The organism is Arthrobacter sp. SLBN-83 (assembly GCF_006715285.1).
Lineage (GTDB): Bacteria > Actinomycetota > Actinomycetes > Actinomycetales > Micrococcaceae > Arthrobacter.
Genome location: NZ_VFMX01000001.1, coordinates 60,331 through 82,935, shown reverse-complemented (window position 1 = coordinate 82,935; position 22,605 = coordinate 60,331). Strand labels below are relative to the sequence as shown.

Genomic DNA, 22,605 nt, shown 5'->3' with positions numbered 1-22,605 from the left:
GGAGTTTTCCGGGGCGGCACTTTTGGTGTCAGCGCCCGCCTGCCCTCCGGCCGCCGTCGTGCGTGTCCGGCCTGGCTGGCCCTCCCGTGGCAGCGGGCCGGACCGAAGCGCCGGTCGCAGCCGACGTGCCGCGCCCGGACCGGAAACGTCCCACCGGCTGCCCCGCAGCCGCCAGGGCCCTGCCTGCCGCGCTGAACGGCTTCCTGAGCAGCAGGCCCAGCCGGCGGATGACCGACGGGGGAAGCCACGCCGCGGCCAGGCGCCGGGGCAGCGCGGCGTTGGCCCGCAGTGACGCTTCGATAGCGGCAACCCCGGTGGCGATGTCCGCGGGTGCCGCGTCGGTGCGAAGGCTGGTCACTTGGGCGCTGCCGGCCCTTTGGGTACCGCCTCGACCGGGCCGGCCATACCGGTGGTGCTCGAACGCCGATGTGAGTGACGCAACGGCATCATGCGCGTCCTGGTCCATGCCACCCGGCTCGCCCAGCAGCGTTTCCCTGAAGCGCGCCGAATAGGCCCGGGGCGTTTCACTGGCGGAAGCGGGCAGGCCGTAATCGGTGCCAAGGTCCCTGATCTCATTCCACGCCAGCGGCACAGCCTGTTCGGGCCGCTTTGGCCGCAGCCTGCGCGATCGCATGCCTGCGCGGACCAGATGGGGAGTGGCCGCCAGGAGCACCAGGGCCGCAACGCCGGCCGCGCCGATGAGCCAGGGCATCAGTTCGGGGCCGCCGCCGGTGCTGCTGCTCCCGGTGCCGGGAACAGCCGGCGCCGAGGCGCTGGGCGTTGGCGTGGGCACCGGGGCGGTATCGGGGACGAGCCCGTCGTTGTTGCCCAGGGAGTCCGGGGCCGAGGAAAGTGACGTCTCAGTGGCGTAGTCCGGGACCACGCCACGCGAGGGCGTCGGTTCGAAGGGCACCCATCCCAGGCCCTGGAAGTACAGTTCCGGCCATGCATGGGCATCGCGGGCGTCTGCCTCGTACTCCGGGAGGGCGCCCTGGCCGGCCACCGTTACTGTGGCCCCGGTCAACCTTCCGGGGGCATAACCCACCGCGATCCTGCTGGGAATTCCTTCCAGCCTGGCCATCACCGCCATCGCCGAGGCGTAGTGGATGCAGTAGCCGCTCTTCTGCTGCAGGAAGTCCGCCAGGACGGAGAGGCCATTGCCGTCGTACCCGCCCTGCACTGGAGCCTGCAGCGAGTAGGTGAACTCGGACGAGCGGAGGTACTTCTGGATGGCCATGGCCTTCTGGAAGGGTGTGGCCGCCGCTCCGGCCACCGTCTGCGCCGTGGTTTTGACGATGCCGGGGACGTTGCCTGGAATCCGGGTGAAGATATCCGGGATGCCCCGTGCGGGCCCTGTGGACTGGGCCAGGAGCGCCGACGAGAGCTTGGGCACCGCCGAGGTCACCAGGTATTCCTGCCGCCGGGTTGTGGTGTCGGTGCCCTTGATGCTCAGCGTGGCGGGATCCCAGGTCCATTGGCCGCCCAGGCCGCGGACGGTTTCGGGCGCATAGGGGACCGGCAAATACGGGCTGGTGAAGGATCCGGCGTCAATGGCAGTGACCAGCCGCACCTGCTCGTCGGCCAGGACCGCGTAGCCGGGATCGATCCTGCCATCAAGGGGCACCCGGGATGCGGTGCGGTCGTCCGGGCCCCATGAATCGCCGTCGAAATTGTCCACTGTGACGGACCTCAGGTACAGCGGAGTGGACGAGTTCGTGGCATAGGTGATCCTGCCGCTGCCGTCGGGGGCCCGAAGGCTGTTGCCCAGCGTAATCATCGGGTTGAGGCCGGTGGCTGACCCCCAGGGATTGATCCTCGAGCCCTGCGGGAAAGTGCCGCTGTCGAAGCCGGGAATGGCCAGGGGCAGCACCAGTGCGGCCGCCAGTGCCACGGCGCCGGTCAGTGCGGCACGCCGCACCAGGCCCGGGCTGCGCGCGGAACCGCCCTGCAATCTGCCGTCCGGGGCAAACCACTGGCTGCAGCCGAGGATGAGCAGGTATCCCGCTGCCGTGGCAACAAAACTCCAAACCCCTACGCTTTGGGGTTTGATCATGGCCGGCACCACCAGCAAGGCCAGCAGCCCCGTTCCGGAGGCCGCCGGCATGCCCAGGGGAACGGCGAGCGCGTCGACCAGGATGACTGCCAGGCCCAGCACGGCACAAACCACCATCACGATCCCGCCATTGGGCGCCACCGGCGCGGTTTCCGACAGCACCGTCTCGCTGGCCCGCCGGACCAGCCGGTCCAGCTCGGGAAGGGTGGCGCCGGTGGGGACCACCCAGAGGAAACTGGAGCTGCGGAAGAACGTCAGCGTCAGGACGGCCGCCAATGCCACGAATCCACCCGCCGTGACCAGCAGGGGCTGGGCACGGAGGGAACGCAGCGCGGCCAGGGTGAATGCCACCGCCAGTACGGTGGTCATCGCCGGCCAGAACCAGTTCCAGCCGCGGAGCACGCCGTTCAGGGACAGAGCCGCGCCGCAGGCAGCCACTGCGATGGCTGCCGCCATGGCCCAGGGATAGACGCCCGGCCGTGTCCGGGCCGTGGGTGATTCGGGCGGGGGCTGCGTCTGGTGCCCGCTGCCCGTTGCCCGCGCCGGTGCCATGGTCATCTGGCCACCCCCGCTCCGCGCCCTGCCTCGGGTGCCGGAGGCGACGGCAGGGCGAGGTCCTGGTCGAACTGGTTCCACACAGCGGCAAGCTGTGCCTTGGGCGCCACGGCCATTGCCCGCCACCCGCCCTGCCGTAGCATCTCAAGGATGTCCTGGTATTCCGCGGGCCGTTCCACCGCCACCAAGGCGATCGCATTGGTGGCGTACGCGGCAGCAGGGGCCAGGGCAGCGGCCTCCTGGGCGGTGATGCGTCCCAGCACTGCGATCAGGGGGCCCCGCATCCGGTGCGCGGAGAGCTTGTCCATCAGGTGGTCATCGAATGCCGTTGGTTCCTGCTCATTGCCCGTCGGTGTCCGGATACCTGCCGCCACCCCTGGTTCCGGGTTCCTGCCGGCAATGTCCCGGAGCATGCCGTCCCGACGCAGGCGGGCTGTTCCGGACAGGTGGATTGCGGCCAGGCTTTCGGCAATGGACTGCAGGCCGGAGGTCCCGCTGAATTCTTCCGCCGCCGGTTCAGGGGAAGACGGCGAGTGGAGGAACGCCGGGTTTCCTCCGGTGTCCAGCAGCCGCAGGCTGTAGTTCCGCTCTGCAAGGTGCGCGCTGATGGACATGGCGGCAATAACGGCCCACTCGAAGGTCCCGCTGGTGGCCAGTGCATGCCCGTCCTGGCCGGGAAGTCCGGGCATTGCCGTTCCGGTGCCGCCGGCGAACGCGCCGGAACGGTGGTCAAGGATGATGGTGGCCTCCGGGGTGGTGACGGATTCCTCCTGCCGGACCATGAGGGCCCCGTGCCTGGCGGTAGCGGCCCAGTGGACCCTCCGCATCGGGTCGCCGTGCCGGTATTCGCGGGTCATGACATCGTCATCGCTGGGGTTTGCCCGGACGCGGGTGGCGGTGACGCCATCGTTGCCGCGCGCCCCGGCCAGCAGGGTGGCAGGAAGGACGACGGCGGCAGGCGTCACGGTGAGGACGTCGCCGTCGTCAATGGCCTGGCGGTGCAGCGCGAGTCCGAAGGGGTCGGTGAACTCGGCGGTGACCGGTCCGATTCGAAACTGGCCGCGGTGCCGTGAAGTGAGGTGGTACTCGTAGCGGCTGGTGCCGCCGCTGGCGGAACGGGACGGGAACCGGAAAGCCGGTGCGTGGCCAAACTGTGCCGGCAGCCGCTCCTCCATGGCCACCCGGCCGCTCCCGGGGCCCGACCGGGCGACGGCAAGGTGGACCATTGCCGGGGCCGAGGTCTCCACTGGGGAGGGATTGAACTCGCGGTAGACCCGGAACCGGGGTTTGACCAGCCGGACGCCGGCAAGGCAGACAAGGGGAAGCACCAGCAGGAGCAATGCCAGCGTCAGAAGGTCGCGGCGCCCCATGACCTGCGCCGCGGCCAGTGTGAAGGCTCCGGCTGCGAGCATGCCCCAGCCGCGCCTGGTGAACAGGTGCCGCGGAAGCTTGTCCAGCAGGGCCATGGTGGTGTCCTAGCGGTTCCTGCTGCCGGCGGCAGCAGCCCGGCCCGGTTGGCCGGGCTGGGCCTGCGGAACGGGCAGCCGGGACAGGATGGCACGCAGGACACTGTGCGGTGTCTCGCCGGCGCCGGCGGCCTTCCGGTCCAGGATGATGCGGTGTGCCAGGACGGCCTCGGCCACGTCCCCCACGTCGTCCGGCAAAACGAAGTCGCGTCCATCCAGCGCGGCCGTGGCCTTGGCGGCACGCAGCAGCTGCAGCAGGGACCGGGGACTGGCGCCCAGCCGCAGCAGCGGGCTTTCCCTGGTGGCCCTGCCCAATGACACCGTGTATTCCTTCACGGGTTCGGAGACGTACACCTGCTGGACGGTGGCGGTCATGGCCGCAACATCGGAGGCGGTGACCACGGGGGAGACGTGGGCCAGCGGCGAGACCGCCTGATGGGTTTCCAGCATCTCGATCTCCGCGTCCTTGTCCGGGTACCCCATGGAAATACGGGCCATGAACCGGTCCCGCTGGGCTTCCGGCAGGGGATACGTCCCCTCCATCTCGATGGGATTCTGGGTGGCAACCACCATGAACGGCTCATCGAGCTTGTAGGTGTTGCCGTCCACCGTGACCTGGTGCTCCTCCATGCACTCCAGGAGGGCGGACTGTGTCTTGGCGGAGGCACGGTTGATTTCGTCGCCGATGACGATGTTTGCGAACACCGCGCCTGGCCGGAATTCAAAAAGCCTCGAGGCCTGGTTGTAGATGGACACCCCGGTGACGTCCGAGGGCAGCAGGTCGGGCGTGAACTGGATGCGGCTGACGGTGCAGTCGATGGTCCGGGCGAGGGTCTTTGCGAGCAACGTTTTGCCGACGCCGGGCACGTCCTCCACCAGCAGGTGCCCCTGGGCCAGGAGCACGGTGAGCGCCAGTTTGGCGGCCTCGGACTTGCCGTCAATGACAGTATTGACGGTGGTCAGGATCCGCTGCGCTGCGTCGTGGAAGGATGCGGGGTCCATGGCCGGCGGCCGGTGCCCGTTCAGGCGGCTGACGGCATCAGGCACGTCGGCCAGGTCGAGGTTCGATGCGCTTGCATTGTCGGCAGTGCGTCGGTGCGGTTCCATCGGCAACCTTTCAGCCCGGGTTTCACCTGGACGGGACAGCAAGCCTGCCTTCGCCCCTCGGTGGGCGTGCGCGTGTGTTCGTTCCAGACTACTAACACAACTGCCGCGGCTGACAGAGAGTTCCGGCAAATATGGGGGTGCCCGCCGCGGCTAGGCTGGGTGGATGTGCAATTCGTCGATTCCTGCCGCCTACCGGATGCCTGCCGTGGACGGAACAACGGACCCGGAAGCCGGAAGCCGCAAGGATTTCCCGCCGGCGCCGGAGCCCCTGCCCGTTCCGGTGATGGACAACCACACCCACCTGGACTTTCCGGAAGGGAAAACGCCGGTAGGAATCACGGCTGCGCTCGATGCGGCAGCGGCCGTGGGCGTCCAGGGCGCCGTGCAGGTGGGCTGCGACCTGGAGTCCTCCCGGTTCACCGTCGAAGCAGTGGACCAGGACCCGCGGCTCCTCGGGGCTGTGGCCCTGCATCCCAACGACGCTCCGCAATATGCCGCGAACGGCGAGCTCGAGGAAGCCCTGGCCGAGATTGAACGCCTGGCCGCGCATCCGCGGATCCGTGCCATTGGCGAAACGGGACTGGACTTCTACCGCACGGAAGGGGAGGGGCTTCGGGACCAGGAATACTCGTTCCGCCGCCACATCGACATCGCCAAGCGGCTGGACCTCACCCTCCAGATCCATGACCGGGATGCGCACAGCGACGTGGTGCGGGTGCTGCGGGAAGAGGGAGCGCCGGAACGGGTGGTGTTCCACTGCTTCTCAGGCGATGAGGAACTGGCCAGGACATGCAACAACCAGGGGTGGTGGATGTCCTTCGCCGGCACGCTGACGTTCAAGAACGCAGCCAACCTCCGTGCCGCGCTCGCGGTGGCGGACCGGCAACTCATCATGGTGGAAACAGACGCCCCGTTCCTGACCCCGCACCCGCACAGGGGGCGGCCGAACGCAAGCTACATGGTCCCGTACACGGTGCGTGCCATGGCAGAATTGACAGGCTCCGATTTGGCCGGCCTCTGTACCGCAATCAGCGAAAATACCGTGCGGGCGTACGGATCCTGGGCCTGACGGGCGCGCCGTCGGCCTCTCCCTGATGCATACCTGGTATGTAAAAATGTTGGTCGCTTTATAACGCTACGGTTACAGTGGGAAACTATTAGCCGGGGTCGGGGAAGGCCAACGGGTAATTTCACTCCTTTCGCAGCCGGACCGGCCTGTCCAAAAGCCAGCCATGCCGCTGCCCGGAGTGTGGCGGCGCATCGGTGCCCGGACTGTCCTTTACAGGCTTGTTCCGGGCATTTTTCTGCGCGTTTCCCCGTGCCCGGATGGACCGAGAGTTACGGGCAATCGTGATCAAGTTCTTTACATCGGACGGCAAGTTCAGCTTTATCAAGGTTGGCGCCCAGTTGCTGGTGCTTTGCGGCCTGGTCGCAGGCCTCGTAGCCTTCGTGGGCAATAACAAAACAGTCACGCTCAACGTGGACGGCAAAGCATCGTCCGTGCAGTCCTTTGGCGGAACAGTGGCACAGGTGGTCAAGAGTGCAAACCTTGACCTGAAGCCCGGCGACCGGGTGTCGCCTTCCCTCGACGCGACCGTCCAGAACGGTACCGTCATCAACATCAACCAGGCCAAAGAGGTCAAGGTCAGCCTGGACGGGGCCGAGAAGACCGTGAACACCACGGCGCAGGACGTCGAAGACCTGGTGACCGAGCTCGGCGTGGCCAGTGCCTCGTCCGTCTCCGCGCCCAAGGATGCCACCCTCTCGCTGGCCGGCTCCTACGTCTCCATCTCCACCCCCAAGACCGTCAGCATCGTGGCCGACGGCAAGGTGAACACTGCTACCACCACCGCGCCGACCGTGGGTAAGGTCCTTGAGGATTCCGGGGTCACTCTCGGCGCCAATGACCGCACCTCGCAGCCGGCCAACGCCAACGTGGTGAACAACATGGTCATCAAGGTCTCCCGCGTGGACACCAGCCAGACCGCCGTCACCAGTGAAGACGTGCCCTTCGAAACGGTTACCTCCGAAAACGCGGACATGCTCAAGGGTGAGAAGGAAGTCACGCAGGCCGGCTCCGCCGGAAAGCTCGAGCGCACCTTCAAGCTGGTGCTCGTGGACGGGCGGGAAGCTTCCCGCACGCTGGTATCCGAGAACGTGGCTGTCCAGCCGGTCACCGAAAAGGTCACCGTCGGCACCAAGGCCAAGCCTGCACCCCAGGCAGCACCGGCCCCCGCCGCTGCAGCCGCCAACACCGGCGCGGCAGCGCCGGCCATGATGAACGAGGCCATGTGGGACAAGATCGCCCAGTGTGAGTCCACCGGAAACTGGAGCATCAACAGCGGCAACGGTTACTACGGTGGCCTGCAGTTCGATATCCAGACCTGGATCGGCGCCGGCGGCGGTGCCTACGCTCCCAACGCCAGCCTGGCCACCAAGGCACAGCAGATCGACATCGCCAACCGCGTCTACGCGCAGCGCGGCCTGTCGCCGTGGGGTTGCGGCTGGGCGGCCAGCCGCTGATCCACTGATCATCAGGCAGGCAAAAAGTGTGGCCGGCCCCGGGTACTCCGGGCCGGCCACTGCCGTTAACCGGGCAAAGCCGGCGGGCCGCGCGGGATAGGATACCTAGGTGACTGAACCGACTCCCGCCGTGCCCGCACCATTGTTCGGCGCCTCCGACATACGCCGGATGGCAGAGGAAATCGGGGTCAGGCCCACCAAGACGCTCGGCCAGAACTTCGTGATCGACGGCAACACCATCCGCCGGATTGTTGCCGCAGCAGGCGTGGGGCCGGATGAGACAGTCCTCGAGGTGGGCCCGGGGCTCGGGTCGCTCACGCTGGGACTGCTGGACGCGGCAGCGGAGGTTGTCGCCGTCGAAATCGATCCTGTCCTTGCCGCCAAACTCCCTGACACCGTGAAGGAATGGCGGCCCCAAGCCGCCAACGCCTTCCACCTGGTGCACGCCGATGCCATGAAGGTCACCGAGCTGCCGGTTGAACCAACAGCACTCGTGGCCAACCTGCCGTACAACGTCGCCGTTCCCGTGGTGCTGCACCTCCTGCAGCATTTCCCCAGCCTGCGTCACGGCCTGGTGATGGTGCAGGACGAGGTGGCCGACCGGCTGGCGGCCGGGCCCGGCTCCAAGACCTATGGAGTTCCCTCCGTCAAGGCCGCCTGGTACAGCCAGATGCGCAAAGCCGGCGTGATTGGCATGAACGTCTTCTGGCCCGCCCCGAAAATCCATTCCGGGCTCGTGGCCTTCACGCGCCGGGAACCACCGGCCACCACCGCCACCCGGGAACAGGTGTTCGCCGTGGTGGATGCCGCCTTCGCGCAGCGCCGCAAGACCCTCCGGGCAGCCCTCGCCGGCTGGGCCGGGGGAGCGCCGGAAGCGGAGCGCTGCCTGCTCGCCGCCGGCGTGGATCCCACGGCCCGCGGTGAGGTCATTGACATAGCCGCGTTCGCCCGGATTGCCGAAGCCAGGGAAAACCGCCCGTGAGCGCGGGACTTGAGAGGCCAGGCAGGGGGCGGTTCGCCGCCAGGACTGTCCGCGTCAAGGCGCCGGGCAAGGTCAACGTCTCCCTGGCAGTGGGGCCGCTCCGGGCGGACGGATACCACTCGGTGGCCAGCGTCTATCTCGCGGTGTCCCTTTATGAGGAAGTGTCCGCCACCAGCACCGCCGCCCCCGGGATCACCATCAGCCTCAGCCCTGAAAGCACCCTGGACCTCGACGCCGTCGACATCCCCCTGGACAGCAGCAACCTGGCCTACAAGGCCGCCGCCATCATGGCTGACGTGTCCGAACACGCCACCGGCGTGCACCTGGAAATCACCAAGCGGGTTCCGGTGGCCGGCGGTATGGGCGGCGGATCCGCCGATGCCGCCGCCACGCTCCTTGCCTGCGATGCGCTCTGGAACAGCGGGCTGTCGCGCGAGGAACTGGCCCACCTTGCAGCGGAACTGGGCGCCGACGTTCCCTTTTCGCTCCTGGGCGGAACCGCCGTCGGCCTTGGGCTGGGCGATGAACTGTCCCCGGCCCTGGCCAAGGCGCAGACCCACTGGGTGCTGGTGGTGGCCAATTACGGCCTCTCCACCCCCGAGGTGTACCGCACGCTTGACCGGCTGCGGGCGGCCGAAGGGATCGAGGCCGGCGAACCCACCGGCGTGGACCCGCAGATCCTGGCGGCCCTGCGGGGCGGCGACGCCGAATCCCTGAGCCGCGTGCTGGTCAACGACCTGCAAAGGGCGTCCATTGAACTCTCGCCCGCGCTGCGCGATACGCTGGGAATCGGTGAGTCCCATGGCGCCATCGCCGGCATGGTCTCCGGATCCGGCCCCACCGTGGCGCTCCTGGCAGATGATTCCGTGGCCGCCGAGGCACTGGCGGAGGACCTGCGGCGCCAAGGCCTCACAGCGATCCCCGTCCACGGTCCGGTCCCGGGCGCGCGCATCATCTCCGACACCCTCCTTTAACACTTCCAGTCCGGCAGCAGAAAGCAGTTCCCTTTGGCACACCTTCTTGGCGGCGAGAACCTCACGGTTTCCTACGCAACCCGCACCGTCCTGGACGGCATCACCCTGGGGCTGGAGGAGGGCGACCGGATCGGCATGGTGGGCCGGAACGGCGACGGCAAGTCCACCCTGATGCGGCTCCTGGCCCTGCGCTCCACCCCCGACTCCGGCCGGGTCACCAAGCGCGGCGACGTCAACGTGGGCTACCTGGACCAGAGCGACGTGCTCGACGGCGACCTGACGGTGGGTGCCGCGATCGTGGGGGACCAGGCGGACTACGAATGGGCGCGCAACCCCCGGATCCGGGAGATCATGGGCGGGCTGGTGTCCGACGTCGACTGGCATGCGAATGTCCACGCCCTCTCCGGTGGGCAGAAGCGGCGGGTGGCGCTCGCCAAACTGCTCATTGAGGACCACGACGTCATCATGCTGGACGAGCCCACCAACCACCTCGACGTCGAGGGCGTGGCCTGGCTTGCCCGGCACCTGAAGACACGGTGGCGGGCCAACCAGGGCGCCTTCCTGGTGGTCACCCACGACCGTTGGTTCCTCGACGAAGTCTGCACCAAAACGTGGGAAGTCCATGACGGGATCGTGGATCCCTTCGAGGGCGGTTACGCCGCGTATGTCCTGGCCCGGGCAGAGCGGGACCGGATGGCTTCCGTGGTGGAAAGCAAGCGCCAACAGCTGGTCAAGAAGGAGCTCGCCTGGCTGCGCCGCGGCGCCCCGGCGCGGACGTCCAAGCCGAAGTTCCGGATCGAGGCGGCCAACGCCCTCATTGAGGATGTCCCCGCGCCACGCGACTCCATGGCCCTGAGCAAGATGGCCACCGCACGCCAGGGCAAGGACGTCCTTGACCTGGAAAACGTCTCCCTGAATTTCCAGGGCGGCGAGGCCGGCCGGAAGCTCTTCGACAACATCACCCTCCGCCTGGCCCCGGGGGAGCGGCTGGGCCTGGTGGGCGTCAACGGCGCCGGAAAGACCACCCTCCTGAAGCTGCTCAACGGCGAGATCGCCCCCGACGCCGGCAAGCTGAAGAGGGGAAAGACGGTGGCCACCGCCGTCCTCACGCAGGAGGTCAAGGAGCTCGACGACGTCGCGGACCTGCGCGTCATCGAGGTCATCGAGCGGGAAAAGCGTTCCTTCAACGTCGGTGGCAGGGAATTCACGGCCGGCCAGTTGGTGGAGCAGCTCGGGTTCACCAACCAGAAGCAGTGGACCCCTGTGAAGGACCTCTCCGGCGGTGAGCGGCGCCGCCTTCAGCTGCTGCGGCTGCTGGTGGGCGAACCCAACGTGTTGATGCTCGACGAGCCCACCAACGACCTGGACACCGACACCCTCGCCGCCGTCGAGGACGTCCTGGACGGCTGGCCCGGGACCCTGGTGGTGGTCAGCCACGACCGCTACCTGCTGGAACGCGTCACCGACCACCAAATGGCACTGCTGGGCGACGGCAAGCTCCGCGGCCTGCCCGGCGGCGTGGACCAGTACCTCGAGCTGCGCGAAGCCGCCCTGGCCGGCTCTACGGTCACCGGCGGCGGCAACCCGGTCACCAGCGGAGGCCAGCAAGGTACAGCCGCGGCCCCGTCGGGTCCCTCCGAGGCCGAGAAGCGCGAAGCCCGCAAGGCCCTCAACAGGATCGAGCGGCAGCTCAAAAAGCTGGATCAGGAGGAAAAGAAGCTCCACGACCAGATGGTGAAGACCACCGAGGCCGGCGACTTCGACGCCCTCGCCGCACAGAACAAACAGCTCAAGGACCTCACCGACGAAAAGGACGCCCTGGAAATGGAGTGGCTGGAGTCCTCCGAGCTCCTGGGCGACTGACAAAAGCGACGCCGGCACAAGTGGCGCAGGAGTCCTTCGTGTAGTCGCGCATCGCGGCGCATCGTGACGTGGAGGTCGCCCAGCGACCGCAACGTCACCTATGCGTTGTGTCTAAGCGACGGCGAAGGGCTAGTGCGCCGCGGAGGCGCGCCGGACGAAGGTGACCAGCGTCTACCCCTCGACGTGCAGCTCAGGGTCCTTCTTCAGCCCGGTCAGGCCGTTCCAGGCGAGGTTGACCAGGTGCGCGGCGACGGTGTTCTTGTCGGGCTGGCGGCTGTCCTGCCACCACTGGCCGGTCATGGCTACCATGCCGACGAGCATCTGCGCGTACATGGCGCCGTCGTCGCCGCTTAAGCCGCGGCGCGAGAACTCATCGGAAAGGATGTGTTCCACGCGGGCGGTGACGTGGGAGAGCAGGGTGGAGAAGGCGCCTTCGGGCTGGGACGGGGGAGCATCGCGCATGAGGATGCGGAACCCTTCGGTGCGTTCCTCGATATAGGTGAGCAGGGCGAGTGCCGCGCGTTCGACGAGGACGCGGGGCTTGGCTTCCTCGGTGAGCGCCGCGTTGATCGAGTCCAGGAGGAGGTGGAACTCGCGGTCCACCACCTCTGTGTACAGCCCTTCCTTGGAACCGAAGTGCTCGTAGATGACCGGTTTGGACACGCCTGCACAGGCGGCGATCTCTTCGATGGTGGTCCCGTCCAGGCCGCGGACGGCGAAAAGGCCGCGGCCGACGTCGATCAGCTGGCTTCGGCGCTGCCGGCCCGTCATCCGCATGCGCGGAAGGTTGTTGCTCACCTTCCCATCATGCCTCACCGCCGACCGGCCGGATCCGGCCGGACCGGCAGGCGGGAAGGGCCGTGTCGCGCGGCGCCCTGAACCCGTGGCAAAATAGGGACTTGTGCCCGGGCCTTGAGTCTTCGGCACGGTCCGCTCTGGTGTAACGGCAGCACCCCGGCCTTTGGAGCCGTGGAGTATAGGTTCGAATCCTATGGGCGGAACTGCTGCGCAAGGAGCGATCATGAGGATGGCACCCGGTGCCCGGCGGCCTGGGCTGCGGGACACCGCAAAGCGCCAGCACAAACAAGCAAGGAGAGCCCGTACGTGATCCCCGAGAATGCCGGTCCGGCCGCTGTAATCGTTCTGGCCGCAGGCGCCGGCACCCGGATGAAATCGCGTACTCCCAAGATCCTGCACGAAATCGGCGGTCTCTCCATGGTGGGCCACGCCCTCCGTGCCGCCCGCAGCATTAATCCGCAGCGGCTTGCCATCGTGGTGCGCCACGAACGCGACCTGGTGGAAGGCCACGTGGCCGCCCTCGACCCGCAGGCCCTCATCGTGGACCAGGACGACGTCCCGGGCACCGGCCGCGCTGTTGAAGCCGCGCTCGAGGCGCTGGACGCCGGGCAGGCCCTGGATGGAACCGTCGTGGTCACGTACGGCGACGTGCCCCTGCTGTCCGGGGAACTGCTGACCGAGCTCGTTGCCACCCATGAGTTCGAAGGCAACGCCGTCACGGTCCTCACGGCAGTCCTCGATGACGCCACCGGTTACGGCCGCATCCTCCGCGGCGTGGACGGTTCGGTCACCGGCATCCGCGAACACAAGGACTCCTCCGAGGCCGAAAAACTGATCCGGGAAGTCAACTCCGGCATCTACGCCTTTGATGCCGCGGTGCTCCGCGATGCGCTGGGCAAGGTCACCACCGACAACGCCCAGGGCGAGAAATACCTTACTGACGTGCTGGGACTGGCCCGGGAGGCAGGCGGCCGCGTCGCCGCCGTTGTCACCGACGACCGCTGGCAGGTGGAGGGCGCCAATGACCGCGTCCAGCTCGCCGCCCTCGGTGCCGAACTGAACCGCCGCACCGTGGAAGCCTGGATGCGCGCCGGCGTCACCGTGGTTGACCCGGCCACCACCTGGATCGACTCCTCCGTCACACTGGACGAGGACGTCCGCCTCCTGCCCAACACCCAACTGCACGGCTCCACCACCGTGGCGAGGGACGCCGTCGTGGGCCCCGACACCACCCTGACCGACGTCACCGTAGGCGAGGGCGCCACGGTTGCCCGCACCCATGGTTCCGGCTCCGTGATCGGCCCGCGCGCCGCCGTCGGCCCCTTCACGTACCTCCGCCCCGGCACCGTGCTGGGTGAGAAGGGCAAGATCGGCGCCTTCTACGAAACCAAGAACGTCACCATCGGCCGCGGTTCCAAGCTGTCCCACCTGGGCTACGCGGGCGACGCCGAAATCGGCGAGGACACCAACATTGGCTGCGGCAACATCACGGCCAATTACGACGGCGAGAAGAAGCACCGCACGGTGATCGGCTCGGGCGTCCGCACAGGCTCCAACACTGTCTTTGTTGCCCCGGTCACCGTGGGGGACGGCGCCTACAGCGGCGCCGGCGCGGTGATCCGCAAAGACGTTCCGGCCGGAGCGCTTGCGCTGAGCGTCGCTGCCCAGCGCAACGCCGAAGGCTGGGTTCCCGCGCACCGTCCGGGGACCCGCTCCGCCGAACTGGCCCAGGCGGCCACCAATGACTCCTCAAGTACCCCGGCATCTACAGAAGAGGGCAAGTAACAATGAGCGAAATTACGGCGCACGGCGAAAAGAAGCTGGTGCTCGCCACCGGGCGGGCCCATCCGGAGCTGGCCCGGGAAATCGCAAAGGAACTGGGCACCGACCTCCTTCCCGTTGACGCCTACGACTTCGCCAACGGCGAGATCTACGTCCGGGCCGGGGAAAGCGTCCGCGGCACCGACGCCTTCGTGATCCAGGCCCACCCCGCACCGCTGAACAACCACCTCATGGAACAGCTGATCATGATCGATTCGCTGAAGCGCGCCTCCGCCAAGCGCATTACCGTGGTGTCGCCGTTCTACCCCTACGCCCGCCAGGACAAGAAGGGCCGCGGCCGCGAGCCCATCTCCGCCCGCCTGGTGGCGGACCTCTACAAGACTGCGGGCGCTGACCGCATCATGAGCGTGGACCTGCACACGTCGCAGATTCAGGGCTTCTTCGACGGCCCCGTCGACCACCTGATGGCCATCCCGCTGCTGGCTGACTACATCCGCACCCGCGTCGCCGCCGACAACATCACCGTTGTTTCCCCAGACACCGGCCGTGTCCGCGTGGCTGAACAGTGGGCCGAACGCCTGGGCGGCGCCCCGCTGGCCTTCGTGCACAAGAGCCGCGACCTCACCGTCCCCAACCAGGCCGTCTCCAAGACCGTGGTGGGCCAGATCGAGGGGCGCACCTGCGTCCTGATCGACGACATGATCGACACCGGCGGAACCATCTCCGGTGCCGTCAATGTCCTAAAGAACGCCGGTGCCAAGGACGTCATCATCGCCGCCACCCACGCCGTCTTCTCGGATCCGGCCGCACGCCGGCTTTCCGAGTCCGGCGCCCGTGAAGTGGTGGTTACCAACACCCTCCCCTTGAACTCGTCCCAGCGTTTCCCGCAGCTCACGGTGCTGTCCATCGCCCCGCTGATTGCCCGCGCCATCCGCGAAGTGTTCGACGACGGCTCGGTCACCAGCCTCTTCGACGGCAAGGCGTAAGGCCGTACGTTTCCTTAGAACGGGACCCCGCCGGCAGGAGCCGGCGGGGTCCCCTTTTGTCGACGGGGCCTTGTTTTAAGGAATCGGTCCCGGCACTGGTAGGCTGTTAGGCGATACCTTGGCGAGGGAGGGCATAGCCTCCGTTATCGACTGGGTCTGCTGGTCCCTTCACAGGGACTGCCTTCTTGAAGGGCCGCCATCCGGGCGCCCGGCGTTGAAGGTCACACCAGACCTCCGCCCTTGCTGAACACCATTTAGTCTTCAAGGAGATTTCCATGTCTGAGCAGAAGCTCGCAGCAGAACTGCGCACCGAATTCGGCAAGGGCTACGCCCGCCGCGCCCGCATGAACAACCAGATCCCCGCTGTCATCTACGGCCACGGCGCAGAGCCCATCCACGTGACCCTGCCGGCAAAGGCCACCACCCTTGCCGTCCGCACCCCCAACGCCCTGCTGTCCCTCGACATCAACGGCGAAGGCCACCTGGCCCTGGTAAAGGATGTCCAGCGCGACGCCGTCAAGCAGATCATTGAGCACATCGACCTCCTGACCGTCCGCCAGGGCGAGAAGGTCACCGTTGACGTCCCGGTCCACGTTGAAGGCGAAACCGCTCCCGGCACCGTGCACAACCTTGAGCTGACGGCCGTTTCCGTCGAGGCCGAGGCAACGCACCTGCCCGAGACCGTCAGCGTGAGCATCGAAGGCCGTGCAGCCGGCGAGCACATCCTCGCGTCCGACCTTGCACTTCCCAAGAACGTTACGCTGCTGACCGACGCCGAGACGCTTGTCGTGAACATCTCCGAAGCCACCGTCGTGGCCGAGGAAGAGGAAGCCGAAGCTGCCACCGAGGCCGAAGCCGAGGAAGCTCCCGCAGCCGAGGAAGCCGCAGCCGAGTAACAACTCCGCAATATCAGCAGTGGCCGGACCCCCAGGGGCCCGGCCACTGCCATGTCTGGCCACCGCCGTACCCGTGTTGACTGTCCCCGTCCGCACGCTGTCCTTCCCGCCCAAGCCGCCCCATAGGATTGATTCCATGACAGATACCTGGCTGATTGTTGGCCTCGGCAACCCCGGCGCCCAATACCGAGGCAACCGGCACAATGTGGGCCAGATGGTGCTTGACGAACTTGCCGGCCGTATTGGGGCCGGCTTCAAGACGCATAAGGCCCGCGCCCAGGTTCTGGAAGGCCGGCTGGGCATCGGCGGTCCCCGCGTGGTCCTGGCGAAGCCGATGAGTTACATGAATGTCTCCGGCGGCCCCGTCTCCGCCCTGGCCAACTTCTACGGCATTTCCGCCGATCACGTGGTGGCCGTCCATGACGAGATCGACATTCCCTTTAACACCGTCAAACTCAAGCTCGGCGGCGGGGAAGGCGGCCACAACGGCCTGCGGGACATCTCCAAGGCGCTGAGCACCAAGGACTACCTGCGTGTCCGTGTGGGGGTGGGAAGGCCGCCCGGCAGGATGGACACCGCCGATTACGTTTTGCGGGATTTTGGCACCACGGAACAGAAGGAACTGCCGTTCCTGCTGGATGACGCCGCCGACGCCGTGGAGTCCCTGCTCCGTGACGGACTCACCGCCGCCCAGCAAAGGTTCCACCCCGCAAAGTCGGGGTCACGCCAGCCGGAATCGTAAAAGTTCCCTTCGACCCTATTTCCTTGTCTGTGGCAGAGGGTACTCTTCTTCCTATGCGGGGGAGCAAAGGGGCTACATCCCGCTATTGCAGGATGTAGGGGATAAGTTCATGTCAATCGAGCCACTCAGCTGGGGACGTGGGTCAACACCTCAAGGTGACAGGCTGCCCACGCCACCCTCCGCAGCGCCGGAGAACCAGCAATGGTCCGTGCCTGCACGCAGCGCCAACCTCGACGCCGTCCGCAGCGCCCTGACCAGCGAGAACTCTCTCGGCGTCGTCATCACAGGTGCCCGCGGGGTGGGGAAGTCCTCGCTGGCCCGTGCGGCAGTGGCAGACCTCGGCCCCGATATTTGGTCGCTGCAACTGCGGAACGGACCGTCGGGCTCCAGCACCCCGTACGGCTGCCTCTCCTTCCTGCTGGCCCGGCTGCCGCAGGCCTACATGGGCTCGCCCACAGCCATCCTGCGGGGCATCACCTCCCTGATCCGCAGCGATGCCGCCGGCAGGCCGTGCATCATAACCCTGGACACCTCTGCCAGCATCGACGATATGAGTGCCGGGGTGCTGCTTAACGTCCTGCTTACCGGCACGGCCAAAATCGTTGCGGTGGCCCCCAACTCCAGTGACCTGCCCGCAGACTTCCACTGGCTGCTGACGGACCGGAAGCTGACCGAGGTGCGGCTCAGCAACCTCAACGAACTGCAGACCCGGCAAGTCCTGCTGTCACTTCTGGGGCACCGCGTCGCTTCCTCCCTGGTCAGCACCTACCACCAGATGGTCGGCGGCAACCCCCTGCTGCTCAAGGCACTGGTCACAGAACAGCAGCTCTCCGGAAACCTGGTCCTGTCGGACTCCGTCTGGACCCTCCGGGACAAAGTGGTGCTTGATGGCGCAGCCAGCCTGGACGACATCGTCCGGTCCCGCTGGTCACGTGAGACCCCACAGACCCGCGAAGTCATCGAGATGCTCTCCTGTGCCCGCAGGGTGGAGTTGTCCCGCCTCACCACGATTTACGGTGCAGATGTAATTGCAGACATGGAAGACGGCGGGCTGCTGGAAATTGACGAGTCCGAATCCCGCTGGGTGTCCCTGCGGGAGAGATACATCGGGGATGTGGTCAGGACCTGGCTGAGCATCTCACGGCGGCGGGAGCTTCGACACGTGATGCTGGGCGGCGCGGAGCCGGATCCAGCGTCCATGACCGTCGAAGAACTGATGTCTTTTGCCGCCTGGACCCATGAGTGTGAGGCCGAGCTCAGCCCGGCGCTGGCGCTTGCGGCCGCCCAGGCCGCAGTCCAGCTCTTCGACCCCCGTTTTGCCTTGACCTACGCGGACATGCTGAGGAGGACCGACGCAGGGTGGGCGCCGGCGCAGCGCCAAAAGGCTTCGGCGTACCTCCAGCTGGACCTGCCAGTCCAGGCCCTCGCAGCCCTGGACGACATTTGGCAGCCCGAGCTCGACGCACTGGACCCCGAGGAGTACGCCCAGGTAGTCGCCGCCAAAGCCAGGGTCATGCTCTCCATTCCGGAACAGGCGGGTAAAGTGCCGGAACTCCTCGCCTCCGCCCGCGAACGCCTGGAACCGGCAGCCCAGGGTTCTTCCTGGCCTGCGCCTGCCGTCAGCGCAGTCAACCGGATTGCCTTGAGCGAATTCGAGTACCAGGCCCATGCCGGTGACTTTGCCGCCATGATCCCGGCACTTGAGCGGGCAGCCGATCCTGCTGCCAACCCCGACACGGGATTCCGGCTCCAGGCGGCCATCATCCTGATGACCGCCCTCGCCTTCACGGGCCGCGAGATGGACGCCTTGGGCCTCATGCGCCAACTCGGTGGCCAGCTCACCGATGCCTCGCACATTGTCGGCCTTCGTGAGCGCTACACCAAGGAGGCATTCTTCGTCCTGCTGCTGGCGGGCCAGTGGCGGCGCTGCATTGATCTCCTCACTCCCTTCAGCGCAGGGCAGCTCCACCGGCTTCCCTTCCGAAGCGCCGCAACTGAATTGGCGGCCGGCGTGGCCTATGCCTTCTCCGGGCGCGGCGAGGCTGCCCTGGAGCCGTTGATTTCCGCCACAGCCCAACTGGAACTGCAGCCGGTGCAGGCCGCGCTGCGCACCGGCTATGCCGCCACAGCCCTCGCCTATGCCCAGACCGGCAATGCAGGGTTTGCCCGCAAGTACCTCACCAAGCTCCAGAGGACCCCCGGCAGGGCCGGGTTCGCCACGGAATGCATCATCGATTTTTGCGCGCTGGTGGCCGGGCGCTGGCTGGGCGACCCGGAGGCGGTTGCAGGACTGAAGCAAGGAGCCCGCCGGAACCTGGAGGCGGGCCGGGCTACCGTTGCCGGCATCTACCTGCTGGCCGCAACCGTCAATGGCAGCGACGCTGACTTCCGGCTGCTGGAGGAGATTGCCGGCCACCGGCAGGGCCCGCTGGCCGACGTCTCACGGCTGATCGCCGTTGGAAGCAGGACAAAGGACGCCAAGGCACTCCTTGCCGGCGGCGAACTTGCTGCCACGCTCGAACTGGACGCCGTTGAGGCGCGGTGCATGGCACTGGCCGTGGATTTCGCGCGCCAGGACGGGGATGCGCTCTCGGCCAGGACGGCCCAGGCGCGGCTGGACATCCTGGCCGCCACTGTAGCCAACCTGCCCATCGTGCCCAGCAGCGGAAGCCCGTTGCTGACAAGCCGGGAACGGCAAATCGCCAGGATGGCCGGCCGAGGCGCTTCAAACCGTGACATCGCCATGGAAATGGGCGTGTCGGTCCGCACCGTGGAAGGCCACCTGTACCAGGTCTTCACCAAGCTTGGCGTGACTTCAAGGGGTGATCTGACTGGACTCGTCTAATGGCCACAAGCAGGCGGCCACACACCGGCTCCTGACCGGACGCCGGGAGCCGGTGGAGCGTATCTGCGCCATTCTGCGGAACGGAGCCCACCACGCCGTTTTCATCATGGCAGGCCCCGGCATTGGCAAATCGGCCGTGACTGATGCCGTGACGGAGCGCCTTGCCGGATCCATGAACGTTGTGCGGATCCACGCAAGTTCGGCCCTGGCCTCCGTGCCGTTCGGGGTCCTGACCCCCTACACGGGGGAGCTCACCGCTGAGGAGTCCGTCTCGCCCGTCGCAGTGCTCCGTTCCATGTGGTCATACTTCGAGAAACTGAAGGCCGGCAACACGGGATCCGTCCTCATTGCTATGGACGACGCCCATCACCTGGATGACGCTTCTGCCGGCGTCCTGGCTGAGGTGATTTCGGCAGGATGGGCCACAGTGGTGGCCGCGGCCAGACCCCGGCCGGGCCTGCCGCAGCCACTCGACCAGCTTTGGTACGACGGCCTTGCCGAACGGGTCGACCTCCGTCCCCTCAACCGTGAACAAATCGAAGAGGTCCTGGCCCATGCCCTGGACGGGACCGTCCCGGGTTCCACGGTGGACGCCATTTGGAACGCGTCGGGCGGCAACCCCCGGATCCTCGATGCCCTGCTCCACGACTCAGCTGAAGCCGGTGTCCTGGTCAAACGCAACGGAATCTGGATGCTCCTGGGCTCCTTGCCGAGCGACGGGGCACGGCTCGCCGCGGTTGTTGCCAAAGACCACCTTCGGCGGCGGACCGAGGAACAGGAAGCGCTGAAGCTCATTGCCCTTGCCGGGCCGGTGGGCAGGAAAGTCATCGAAGACATCAGTGGTGCAGCGGTCGTCCGGTCCCTGCTGGACCAGCAGATGATCGTTGAAGCGCCCGGTATTCCGGCTGAACTGTCCATTTGGAACGGGCTCTTTGCCGGCGCCATCAGGCATACCGTGTCGGTCTCCCGCAGCCTTCAACTGCTGGAGAAGGTGAAGGCGCACCAGGACCCCACCCTGCTGCAGGGGGAGGGCCGGCTGCGGTCCGTGGAGTGGTCCCTTGAGTGTGGGGTCCGGGTCAGTGACGACGAGATGCTGGCGGCGGCCCGGGAGGCCCTGCTTCGGTTCCACAACCACAGCGCACGGACCATCGCGGCCCGGGTCCACGAGCCCGCACTGGTTCCGCTGGCCCAGGCGGTCCAGGCGCGTGCGCTGTACAACGAAGGGGCTTACCAGGAAGCCGCTGCACTCCTTGATGAATGCTGGCTCCCGCTGGCCGAAGACCCCCAGGGTGCGGCCGTCCTGCTGCTCCGGGTCTCGGCGCACCAGGCCATCGGCCACCCGTTGGCGGTGGTGGCGGAAGACGTCGAAAGGAGCGGCGGGGATACAGCCAGCAGCGGGAGGAACTGGCAGGCGGAACTCCTGCACCTGCTCCAGCTTGGAGCGGAGGTGGATTTCCAGGCACTGAACGACCTAGTGGAAACGATCCGGAAGGGGCCTCCGGCAGGCACCGGCGGAGAACCGGTCCGCGCGCTGGCTGAGGGTCTTCTGGCCCATGCGCTCGCTTCGGCGGGAAGGCCCGTCCAGGGGTTGGAGGCCGCCCTGCTGGCAGCCTCGGAACTTCCACCCCTTGAAGGCAGCCTGTTCTTCTTTCCCGAGTTCGTCTTGGGGCGGCTCGTGTCCGACTACCTCGCCATGGGTGAATGGGAGTCTGCAGAGCGGGAAATCAACCATTACGCCGCCGGGCATGCCCCCGGCGCCGACACCTTCAACGGGAGCCTCCAGATGCTTCAGGGCTACTCGCTGCTGCGACAGGGGAGGATGGAGCGCGCCTACCAGGTCCTGTTGCCCGCAGTGGAAGCTCTGAGGCTTAACGACCCGTTGCAGCTGTACCGCTTTGGCACAGCCCTGGGGTTCTATGCGGCGGCCCGGCTTGGCGATGCGGAGCAGGCCAAACGCCTGGAACAGGACCACAAGGACGCTGATGCCGGCTGGCCCGCCCATGACCTCCTGGCGGAAGCCTATGTGGCGGCGGCAGCTGAGTACCTTGCCCGGGACGGGAAGGGTCTGGCCGCCCTGCAAACGTTGATGACCACCACGGAGGCCTCCGCGCGCACGGGAAACCTCCTCGAAATCCTGGCCCTGTGCTGGGACCTCGGGGACCCCTCTGTGGTTCCCATGGTGCAAACAGCGGCGCGCGGCGTGGAGGGCCGCTGGGCGGAAGCGCTGCTGACCCTGGCCTCCGCTTGGGAAAACGCCGACGGCGACACCCTCATGGCGACGGCTGCCTCGCTGGAGGAGGCAGGCTTTGTCAATCTGGCCCGCGAGGCCTACGCCCGTGCCAGCACCGTGCTGGAGCAGGCCGGGGAACGCCGCCGGTCCCGGCAGGCCGTGGCCCAGCGCGAGAAGTGCGACCACGAACTGGGCGAGCGGTTCCGGGAAGGACGGTTCATCGCTGCGGCGCCCACAGTCCGCCTCACCCGCAGGGAACAGGACATTGTCGAGCTGGCCGTGCAGGGCCTCACCGACAGGGAGATCGCGCAGCGGCTGATGGTTTCGGTCCGGACAGTGGAAGGCCACCTGTACCGTACCTACGTCAAGCTCGGGGTCCGCAGCCGCGATGAGCTGGAGTCGGCGCTGCCAAAGTAGCCCCGGCACCGGCTCGGCTGGCGTCCGGCACCCTGCCGCCGGGCCGTCGTCGTCTGTCCTGCCCACTGGCGTCCGGCCCCCCGCGGCCCGTCCTCATCGGGCTCATGACCCAATTGTCCTGCCCTGCCTTCCTGCCCGCCCCGGTGCATGGTCCAGGGGCCTGCGGGCGCCATCCGCGCACTTAGGTGGCTGGGCGGCGCCCCGGTAGTGCGGCCGCCGGGATTCGAGTACACCCTACTCGTGTACGGGATGGCACCGCGGGATTTACTTAAGGAGGCAAAGCAAAGCGGCAGGCTGGAGGCCGCGGAGCAGCAGAACAGGACATTGAGCCCTTTCGATTTCCGGTCCGCAACGGGCCGGGCACAGACGGGGCCGGCGACGTCAGA

General features: G+C 67.2%; 15 protein-coding genes and 1 tRNA gene. 12 read left to right on the top strand and 4 right to left on the bottom strand.

The features are described 5' to 3' along the window. Positions 1-28 precede the first annotated feature (28 nt). From FBY30_RS00285 to FBY30_RS00275, 3 genes are read right to left on the bottom strand one after another with little or no spacing between them, the layout of a single operon-like run. A complete protein-coding gene (locus FBY30_RS00285; RefSeq protein WP_142130643.1) occupies positions 29-2,611 on the bottom strand; it encodes a transglutaminase family protein in 2,583 nt (860 codons plus the stop codon). After that, the gene (locus tag FBY30_RS00280; protein WP_142130642.1) at positions 2,608-4,074 is read right to left on the bottom strand and encodes a DUF58 domain-containing protein; all 1,467 of its coding nucleotides are present in this window, start codon (positions 4,072-4,074) and stop codon (positions 2,608-2,610) included. The genes FBY30_RS00285 and FBY30_RS00280 overlap by 4 nt, the downstream gene beginning before the upstream one ends. Positions 4,075-4,083: 9 nt before the next feature. Continuing rightward, positions 4,084-5,181, bottom strand: a complete 1,098-nt coding sequence (locus tag FBY30_RS00275) for an AAA family ATPase (protein WP_142130641.1) — start codon at positions 5,179-5,181, stop codon at positions 4,084-4,086. A 163-nt stretch (positions 5,182-5,344) separates the two neighbouring features. Here FBY30_RS00275 and FBY30_RS00270 point away from each other — a divergent pair, with 163 nt between their 5' ends. From FBY30_RS00270 to FBY30_RS00250, 5 genes are all read left to right on the top strand, one after another. Next, positions 5,345-6,250 carry a TatD family hydrolase gene (locus FBY30_RS00270; protein WP_142130640.1) on the top strand — a complete coding sequence of 302 codons (906 nt, stop codon included), beginning with the start codon at positions 5,345-5,347 and terminating at the stop codon, positions 6,248-6,250. A gap of 257 nt (positions 6,251-6,507) precedes the next feature. Continuing rightward, positions 6,508-7,704 (top strand): resuscitation-promoting factor, encoded by a 1,197-nt coding sequence (locus FBY30_RS00265; RefSeq protein ID WP_235009276.1) that lies wholly within the window; start codon positions 6,508-6,510, stop codon positions 7,702-7,704. Positions 7,705-7,813: 109 nt separating this feature from the next. Further along, positions 7,814-8,686, top strand: coding sequence for a 16S rRNA (adenine(1518)-N(6)/adenine(1519)-N(6))-dimethyltransferase RsmA (gene rsmA / locus FBY30_RS00260; RefSeq protein WP_142130639.1), 873 nt, complete (start codon positions 7,814-7,816; stop codon positions 8,684-8,686). Continuing rightward, positions 8,683-9,660 carry a 4-(cytidine 5'-diphospho)-2-C-methyl-D-erythritol kinase gene (locus FBY30_RS00255; protein ID WP_142130638.1) on the top strand — a complete coding sequence of 326 codons (978 nt, stop codon included), beginning with the start codon at positions 8,683-8,685 and terminating at the stop codon, positions 9,658-9,660. Before rsmA ends, FBY30_RS00255 begins: the two co-directional genes overlap by 4 nt. Positions 9,661-9,693: 33 nt before the next feature. Next, positions 9,694-11,523: an ABC-F family ATP-binding cassette domain-containing protein gene (locus FBY30_RS00250; RefSeq protein WP_142130637.1), complete on the top strand. Its 1,830-nt coding sequence runs from the start codon at positions 9,694-9,696 to the stop codon at positions 11,521-11,523. Between the two features lie 171 nt (positions 11,524-11,694). Here FBY30_RS00250 and FBY30_RS00245 read toward each other — a convergent pair whose 3' ends face one another. After that, positions 11,695-12,321: a TetR/AcrR family transcriptional regulator gene (locus FBY30_RS00245; RefSeq protein ID WP_142130636.1), complete on the bottom strand. Its 627-nt coding sequence runs from the start codon at positions 12,319-12,321 to the stop codon at positions 11,695-11,697. Between the two features lie 131 nt (positions 12,322-12,452). Here FBY30_RS00245 and FBY30_RS00240 point away from each other — a divergent pair. The 7 genes from FBY30_RS00240 to FBY30_RS00210 all read left to right on the top strand — a co-directional run bounded on the left by FBY30_RS00240 (position 12,453) and on the right by FBY30_RS00210 (position 22,219). Beyond that, positions 12,453-12,524 (top strand) — tRNA-Gln (locus tag FBY30_RS00240). Positions 12,525-12,627: 103 nt separating this feature from the next. Beyond that, positions 12,628-14,106 (top strand): bifunctional UDP-N-acetylglucosamine diphosphorylase/glucosamine-1-phosphate N-acetyltransferase GlmU, encoded by a 1,479-nt coding sequence (gene glmU / locus FBY30_RS00235; RefSeq protein ID WP_142130635.1) that lies wholly within the window; start codon positions 12,628-12,630, stop codon positions 14,104-14,106. A gap of 2 nt (positions 14,107-14,108) precedes the next feature. Further along, on the top strand, positions 14,109-15,089 hold the full coding sequence (locus tag FBY30_RS00230) for a ribose-phosphate diphosphokinase (RefSeq protein WP_142130634.1): 981 nt from the start codon (positions 14,109-14,111) through the stop codon (positions 15,087-15,089). 275 nt (positions 15,090-15,364) lie between these two features. Further along, positions 15,365-15,985, top strand: a complete 621-nt coding sequence (locus tag FBY30_RS00225) for a 50S ribosomal protein L25/general stress protein Ctc (protein ID WP_142130633.1) — start codon at positions 15,365-15,367, stop codon at positions 15,983-15,985. A 136-nt stretch (positions 15,986-16,121) separates the two neighbouring features. Further along, positions 16,122-16,727, top strand: a complete 606-nt coding sequence (gene pth / locus FBY30_RS00220; protein ID WP_142130632.1) for an aminoacyl-tRNA hydrolase — start codon at positions 16,122-16,124, stop codon at positions 16,725-16,727. Between the two features lie 109 nt (positions 16,728-16,836). Then, on the top strand, positions 16,837-19,572 hold the full coding sequence (locus FBY30_RS00215) for a helix-turn-helix transcriptional regulator (protein ID WP_142130631.1): 2,736 nt from the start codon (positions 16,837-16,839) through the stop codon (positions 19,570-19,572). Between the two features lie 136 nt (positions 19,573-19,708). Further along, positions 19,709-22,219, top strand: a complete 2,511-nt coding sequence (locus FBY30_RS00210; RefSeq protein WP_235009275.1) for a helix-turn-helix domain-containing protein — start codon at positions 19,709-19,711, stop codon at positions 22,217-22,219. Positions 22,220-22,605 lie beyond the last annotated feature (386 nt).

What these genes read in the sequence shown, in the direction of transcription:
- FBY30_RS00285 (WP_142130643.1), bottom strand. Translation starts at nt 2,611, where the DNA reads ATGACCATGGCACCGGCGCGGGCAACGGGCAGCGGGCACCAGACGCAG.
- FBY30_RS00280 (WP_142130642.1), bottom strand. Translation starts at nt 4,074, where the DNA reads ATGGCCCTGCTGGACAAGCTTCCGCGGCACCTGTTCACCAGGCGCGGC.
- FBY30_RS00275 (WP_142130641.1), bottom strand. Translation starts at nt 5,181, where the DNA reads ATGGAACCGCACCGACGCACTGCCGACAATGCAAGCGCATCGAACCTC.
- FBY30_RS00270 (WP_142130640.1), top strand. Translation starts at nt 5,345, where the DNA reads ATGTGCAATTCGTCGATTCCTGCCGCCTACCGGATGCCTGCCGTGGAC.
- FBY30_RS00265 (WP_235009276.1), top strand. Translation starts at nt 6,508, where the DNA reads ATGGACCGAGAGTTACGGGCAATCGTGATCAAGTTCTTTACATCGGAC.
- FBY30_RS00230 (WP_142130634.1), top strand. Translation starts at nt 14,109, where the DNA reads ATGAGCGAAATTACGGCGCACGGCGAAAAGAAGCTGGTGCTCGCCACC.
- FBY30_RS00225 (WP_142130633.1), top strand. Translation starts at nt 15,365, where the DNA reads ATGTCTGAGCAGAAGCTCGCAGCAGAACTGCGCACCGAATTCGGCAAG.
- pth (WP_142130632.1), top strand. Translation starts at nt 16,122, where the DNA reads ATGACAGATACCTGGCTGATTGTTGGCCTCGGCAACCCCGGCGCCCAA.
- FBY30_RS00215 (WP_142130631.1), top strand. Translation starts at nt 16,837, where the DNA reads ATGTCAATCGAGCCACTCAGCTGGGGACGTGGGTCAACACCTCAAGGT.